Genomic DNA, 5,634 nt, shown 5'->3' with positions numbered 1-5,634 from the left:
GGCAGGGACCTCCCCGACCGCCCCGGCACCCCGGCCGCCGTCGTCCCGCCCGCGGAGCCCACCCCGCCGCCCACGACCGCCCCACCGCGGACCGAAGCCGAAGCGACGACCGCCGCCCGGACCGAGGGGGCCACCGGACCCGCCCTGAAGGTCCTGCCCCTGGGCAGCGGGCTGGTCCTCGTCGGCCTCGGCCTGGCCCTGGCCTTCGTCGGCCTCCGTCTGCGCCGGGGCGGCGCGTAGGACGGGCGGTGTACGGCCCGTACGGCTACGGCGCCGCCACCAGCAGCACCTTGCCGATGTGGCCGCTCTCCTCCACGACCCGGTGCGCGGCGGACGCGTCGCTCATCGGGAGTTCGCGGTCGACGATCGGCCGGACGTGGCCCCCGGCGAGCAGCGGCCAGACGTGTTCGCGCACGGCCGCCACGATGGCCGCCTTCTCCCCCGGCGGGCGGGCCCGCAGCGAGGTCGCGCTGACGGCGGCGCGCTTGGCGAGGAGCATGCCGATGTTCAGCTCGCCCTTCCGGCCGCCCTGCATGCCGATGATCGCGAGCCGGCCGTTGACGGCGAGGGCCTGGACGTTGCGGTCCAGGTACTTGGCCCCCATGTTGTCGAGGATGACGTCGGCGCCCGCGCCGCCCGTCGCCTCCTTCACCTCGGCGACGAAGTCCTGCTCCCGGTAGTTGATCAGGATGTCGGCGCCCAGCTCGGCGCAGCGCTCCAGCTTCTCCTCGGTGCCCGCCGTCACGGCGACCTTCGCGCCGACGGCCTTGCCGAGCTGGATCGCCATGGTGCCGATGCCGCTGGAGCCGCCGTGCACGAGCAGGGTCTCGCCGGGGCGCAGGTGGGACACCATGAAGACGTTCGACCAGACCGTGCAGACCACCTCGGGCAGCGCCGCCGCCTCCTTGAGGCCGACGCCCTCGGGGACCGGCAGCAGCTGGCCGGCCGGGACGACGACCTTCTCGGCGTAGCCGCCGCCGGCGAGCAGCGCGCACACCTCGTCGCCGACGGACCAGCCCGACACCCCCGGACCGAGCGCGGAGACGCGCCCGGAGCACTCCAGGCCGGGGTAGGGGGAGGCGCCGGGCGGCGGGTCGTAGAAGCCCTGGCGCTGCATGATGTCGGCCCGGTTGACGGCGCTCGCCGTCACCTCGACCAGGACCTCGCCCTCGCCGGGCACCGGGTCGGGGACCTCGGTCCAGACCAGCGCCTCGGGGCCTCCGGGTTCGGGAATCGTGATCGCACGCATGGGGCCGACGCTACTCCTCGGCCCCCGGCCGGGCCCCGCGGACCACGTCCGGGGTCGGACCCGCGTCCGCCTTTGTACCCGACCGCCGGAAAAGCCCGTGCGGGACCGATGAGTTTGCGCGACGGTAAAGGTCTTCCCATGCGTAGCCCAAGAGCGCGGAAGGACCACCACGTATGAACACGCACACGTCGGGCCTGGCGATCGAGACCGCGGGCCTGGTCAAGACGTTCGGCGAGACCCGGGCCGTGGACGGGGTGGACCTCGCGGTGCCCGCCGGCACGGTGTACGGCGTCCTCGGACCCAACGGCGCCGGCAAGACCACCACGGTGAAGATGCTCGCCACCCTGCTGCGGCCCGACAGCGGCCAGGCCCATGTCTTCGGTCACGACGTGGTGCGCGAGGCCGACGAGGTACGCGGCCGGGTCAGCCTCACCGGCCAGTACGCGTCCGTGGACGAGGACCTCACCGGCACGGAGAACCTGATCCTGCTGGGCCGGCTCCTCGGACACGGCAAGAAGGCCGCGCGGGAGCGGGGCGACCGGCTGCTGGAGGCCTTCGGGCTGACGGACGCCGCCGCGAAGCAGGTCAAGCACTACTCCGGCGGCATGCGGCGCCGGATCGACATCGCCGCGTCCATCCTCAACACCCCCGACCTGCTCTTCCTCGACGAGCCGACGACCGGGCTCGACCCGCGCAGCCGCAACCAGGTGTGGGACATCGTCCGCGCGGTCGTCGCCCAGGGCACCACCGTGCTGCTGACCACGCAGTACCTGGACGAGGCCGACCAGCTGGCGTCGCGGATCGCCGTCATCGACAAAGGGCGGGTCATCGCCGAGGGCACCAAGGGCGAGCTGAAGGCGTCCGTCGGCGCCGGGTCCGTCCACGTGCGGCTGCGGGACGCCGACCGGCGGCCCCAGGCCGAGCGGGTGCTGCGGGACCTGCTCTCCGCCGAGGTCCAGCTGGAACCCGACCCGCTGGCCCTGACCGCCCGCCTCGGCGCGGCGACCGGCGACACGGCGGCCGGCCAGGCCGCGAAGGCGCTGGGCGAGCTGGCCCGCAACGGCATCACGGTCGACAACTTCTCCCTCGGGCAGCCCAGCCTCGACGAGGTCTTCCTGGCGCTGACCGGCCACGACACCGGCCACGGCGAAGGCGCCGGACGCGACGACGCGAAGGACGAGGTGGCGGCATGAGCACGGCCACGAGCACCGAGAGCAAGGACCTCGCACCGGTCAGCACCGAGTCGCTGGCGACCCTGCTGGTCACCAAGGAGCGCCCGCCGCGGCCCAGCTCCCTGTCGACGTCCCTGACCTTCGGCTGGCGCGCGATCCTCAAGATCAAGCATGTGCCGGAGCAGCTCTTCGACGTCACCGCCTTCCCGATCATGAACCTGTTGATGTTCACGTATCTCTTCGGCGGTGCGCTGGCGGGTTCGCCGAGCGACTACATCCAGTTCGTGCTGCCGGGCATCCTGGTGATGTCGGTCGTGATGATCACGATGTACACCGGGGTCTCGGTGAACATCGACATCGAGAAGGGCGTCTTCGACCGCTTCCGCTCGCTGCCGATCTGGCGGCCGTCGGCGATGGTCGGCTATCTGCTGGGCGACGCGCTGCGCTACACGATCGCGTCGGTCGTCATGCTCGCCGTGGGCCTGCTCCTCGGCTACCGGCCGGACGGCGGCTTCCTCGGCGTGGTCGCCGGGGTGGCGCTGCTGCTGGTGTTCTCGTTCGCCTTCTCGTGGATCTGGACGATGTTCGGGCTGATGCTGCGGACCGAGAAGTCCGTGATGAGCGTCAGCATGATGGTGATCTTCCCGCTCACCTTCCTGTCCAACGTCTTCGTCGACCCGAGGACCATGCCGGGCTGGCTCCAGGCGTTCGTCAACAACAGCCCCATCACGCACCTCGCCTCCGCGGTGCGGGAGCTGATGGCCGGTGAGTGGCCGGGCGGCGAGATCGCCTGGACGCTGGGCTGGGCGGCCCTGTTCCTGCTCGTCTTCGGGCCGGTCACCATGCGGCTCTACAACCGCAAGTAGGCGTCCCCACGGGCCGGCACGGCGTACGCGGTGGTCGCGTCGGCCGGCCCGGGGCCGCCGTCAGTCGCGGGGCAGCGGGCGGGCGTCCGGAGCCACCTGGGAGCCCGGCGTCGCTCGCACGATGGTGATCAGACGGTCGGTCAGCTCCAGGGCCCCGACGGCCGGGTCGTCGTAGCCGAGCACCCGGTGCCCGCGCAGGACGCTCACCACCAGGTCCTCCGTCTCGCGCGGCTTCTTGCCCACCTCGGCCTTTATGACGGGCCGTTCGACGAGGTCGAGCCCGCTGCCCTGGCTGATCAGGTCCTCCATCACCATGCCGGCGGCGGGGCTGAGTACGGACAGCCCGAGCAGGCGGCCCGCGGCGCTGGCGCTGGTGATCACCGCGTCCGCGCCGGACTGCTTGAGCAGCGGCGCGTTCTCCTCCTCCCGCACCGCGACCACGATCTTGGCGTTGCGGTTGAGCTGGCGGGCCGTCAGCGTGACCAGCACGGCGGTGTCGTCGCGCTGGGTGGCGATGATGATCTGCTTCGCCCGGTACAGCTCGGCCCGGTTCAGCACGTCGCTGCGGGTGGCGTCCCCTATCACCCCGGCGTACCCGTGGGCCGTCGCGGCCTCGATGGCCTTGCCGCTGGGGTCCACCACGACCACCTGCTCCTTGCGCAGGCCCGTCGTGCACACGGTCTGGATCGCCGACCGCCCCTTCGTGCCGAAGCCGACGACGACGGTGTGATCGCGCAAGGTGGACCTCCAGCGGTTCAGGCGCCACTCCTCCCGAGTGCGTTCGGTGAGGGCTTCCAGCGTGGTGCCGACCAGGATGATCAGGAACAGCACGCGCAGGGGCGTGATGACGAAGATGTTGGTCAGCCGGGCGGCGTCGCTGACCGGGGTGATGTCGCCGTACCCGGTGGTGGAGAGGGTGACGGTGGCGTAGTAGAAGGCGTCGAGGAGATCGACGGAGCCGTCCGAGTTGTCGGTGTAACCGTCGTGATCGGCATAGACGATCACCGCGGTCGCCAGGAGCACGACCAGGGCCAGGGACAGCCGCTTGCCGACCTGCCGGATCGGGTGTTCCACCAGCTTCCTCGGGAGTTTCACCCGATGGGTCACGAGGTGCTCGTCCGCCTGGCGGGCGATCGCGTCCTGGCCCGGAAGTTTCACGTGAAACACACTCCGATTCCGCCGGTGGCCCAGGGCAGGTCGAGCAACTCGGTCTCCTCTCCCGCCCGCACCCCGCCGGGGGGCACGACGGCCAGGGCGTCCGCCGCCGCGATGCCGCGCAGCATGGCCGGACCGTTGTAGCGCAGCGGAACGGCGCCCTCGCCGCGCAGGACGGCGGGGACCAGCCGGGTGTCGTACGGGTGCCCGTGCACCGCGTCCCGCAGCGGCAGGGTGTACGGCTCCGGCGCCGGGCGGGCCGCGAGGGTGCGCAGCAGCGGCTCGGCGAGCGTGAGCAGTCCGGAGACGGCGGCGAGGGGGTTGCCGGGCAGGCCGACGAGATGCCGGTCCTCCGCGACGCGGGCCAGCAGCATGGGGTGGCCGGGGCGCACCTTCACGCCGTCCACGAGCAGCTCGGCGCCGATGCGGCGCAGGGTCGGGTGGACGTGGTCGACGGGGCCCGCGGCGGTGCCGCCGGTCGTCACGATCAGGTCGGCCTCGGACGTCGTGACGGCCCGGTGCAGGGCGTCGGCGTCGTCGCCGATCCGCCGGACCGCGCCGACCTCGGCGCCCAGGGCCCGCAGCCAGGGCGGCAGCATGGGGCCGAGGGCGTCCCGGATGAGGCCGTCGTGCGGCAGCCCCTCGGTGAGCAGCTCGTCGCCGAGCACCAGGACGTCGACGCGGGGGCGGGGAACGGTGGTCAACGTGTCGTACCCGGCCGCCGCCGCGAGGCCCAGGACGGCCGGGGTCACGAGGGTGCCGACGGCCAGCAACTGGTCGCCGCTGCGGCACTCCTGGCCGCGCGGCCGGATGTCCTGGCCGTGGACGACCTCGCGGCTGAGGTGCAGTCGGCCCCGTTCGTCGGTACGGCCGTGCTCGGTGCGCAGGACCGCGGTGGCGTCGAGGGGGACGCGGGCGCCGGTGGCGATGCGGACGGCCTCGCCGTCGGTGAGCGGCGCGGGCTCGGCGTGCCCGGCCAGGGCGCCTTCGTCGCGCACGGCCCAGGGGCCCGGGCCGGCGACGGCCCAGCCGTCCATCGCGGAGGTGTCGAAGGAGGGCAGGTCGGTGAGGGCGGTCAGCGGCGCGGCCAGGGTGAGTCCGAGCGCGGCGTCGAGCGGCACGGAGACCGGGGCTCGTCGGGCCGCGCGGGCACCGGCCCGCCCGGCCCGCTCGGCGGCCACCCGCGCCTCGA

5 protein-coding genes and 1 pseudogene are annotated in these 5,634 nt (G+C 73.1%); 3 read left to right on the top strand and 3 right to left on the bottom strand.

Annotation, left to right across the window (positions count from 1 at the left end; genetic code table 11):
• Positions 1 to 240, top strand: a pseudogene (locus GTW67_RS37080) (hypothetical protein); the annotation flags it as partial.
• 25 nt (positions 241 to 265) lie between these two features.
• On the opposite strand, the gene GTW67_RS22735 reads toward GTW67_RS37080, so the two are convergent.
• Complete coding sequence (locus tag GTW67_RS22735; protein ID WP_161166661.1) at positions 266 to 1,249, bottom strand: NAD(P)H-quinone oxidoreductase; 984 nt, start codon at positions 1,247 to 1,249, stop codon at positions 266 to 268.
• Between the two features lie 173 nt (positions 1,250 to 1,422).
• On the opposite strand from GTW67_RS22735, the gene GTW67_RS22730 reads away from it, so the two are divergent.
• Entirely contained in the window at positions 1,423 to 2,442 is a 1,020-nt protein-coding gene (locus GTW67_RS22730; RefSeq protein WP_161166660.1) for an efflux ABC transporter ATPase subunit, DrrA-related, read from the top strand.
• A complete protein-coding gene (locus GTW67_RS22725) occupies positions 2,439 to 3,287 on the top strand; it encodes an ABC transporter permease (protein WP_161166659.1) in 849 nt (282 codons plus the stop codon). Before GTW67_RS22730 ends, GTW67_RS22725 begins: the two co-directional genes overlap by 4 nt.
• Before the next feature lie 60 nt (positions 3,288 to 3,347).
• On the opposite strand, the gene GTW67_RS22720 is transcribed toward GTW67_RS22725, so the two are convergent.
• Together GTW67_RS22720 and GTW67_RS22715 are read right to left on the bottom strand one after the other, a co-directional pair.
• Complete coding sequence (locus GTW67_RS22720) at positions 3,348 to 4,445, bottom strand: NAD-binding protein (RefSeq protein ID WP_161166658.1); 1,098 nt, start codon at positions 4,443 to 4,445, stop codon at positions 3,348 to 3,350.
• The coding region (locus GTW67_RS22715; RefSeq protein ID WP_161166657.1) for a molybdopterin molybdotransferase MoeA at positions 4,442 to 5,634 on the bottom strand (1,193 nt) is incomplete at its 5' end. The genes GTW67_RS22715 and GTW67_RS22720, both read right to left, overlap by 4 nt.

It is taken from the genome of Streptomyces sp. SID5910 (genome assembly GCF_009862125.1).
In the GTDB taxonomy this organism is placed as follows: domain Bacteria; phylum Actinomycetota; class Actinomycetes; order Streptomycetales; family Streptomycetaceae; genus Streptomyces.
Note: the sequence above shows the minus strand (reverse complement) of the source record. Positions and strands in the feature narration are given on the sequence as shown.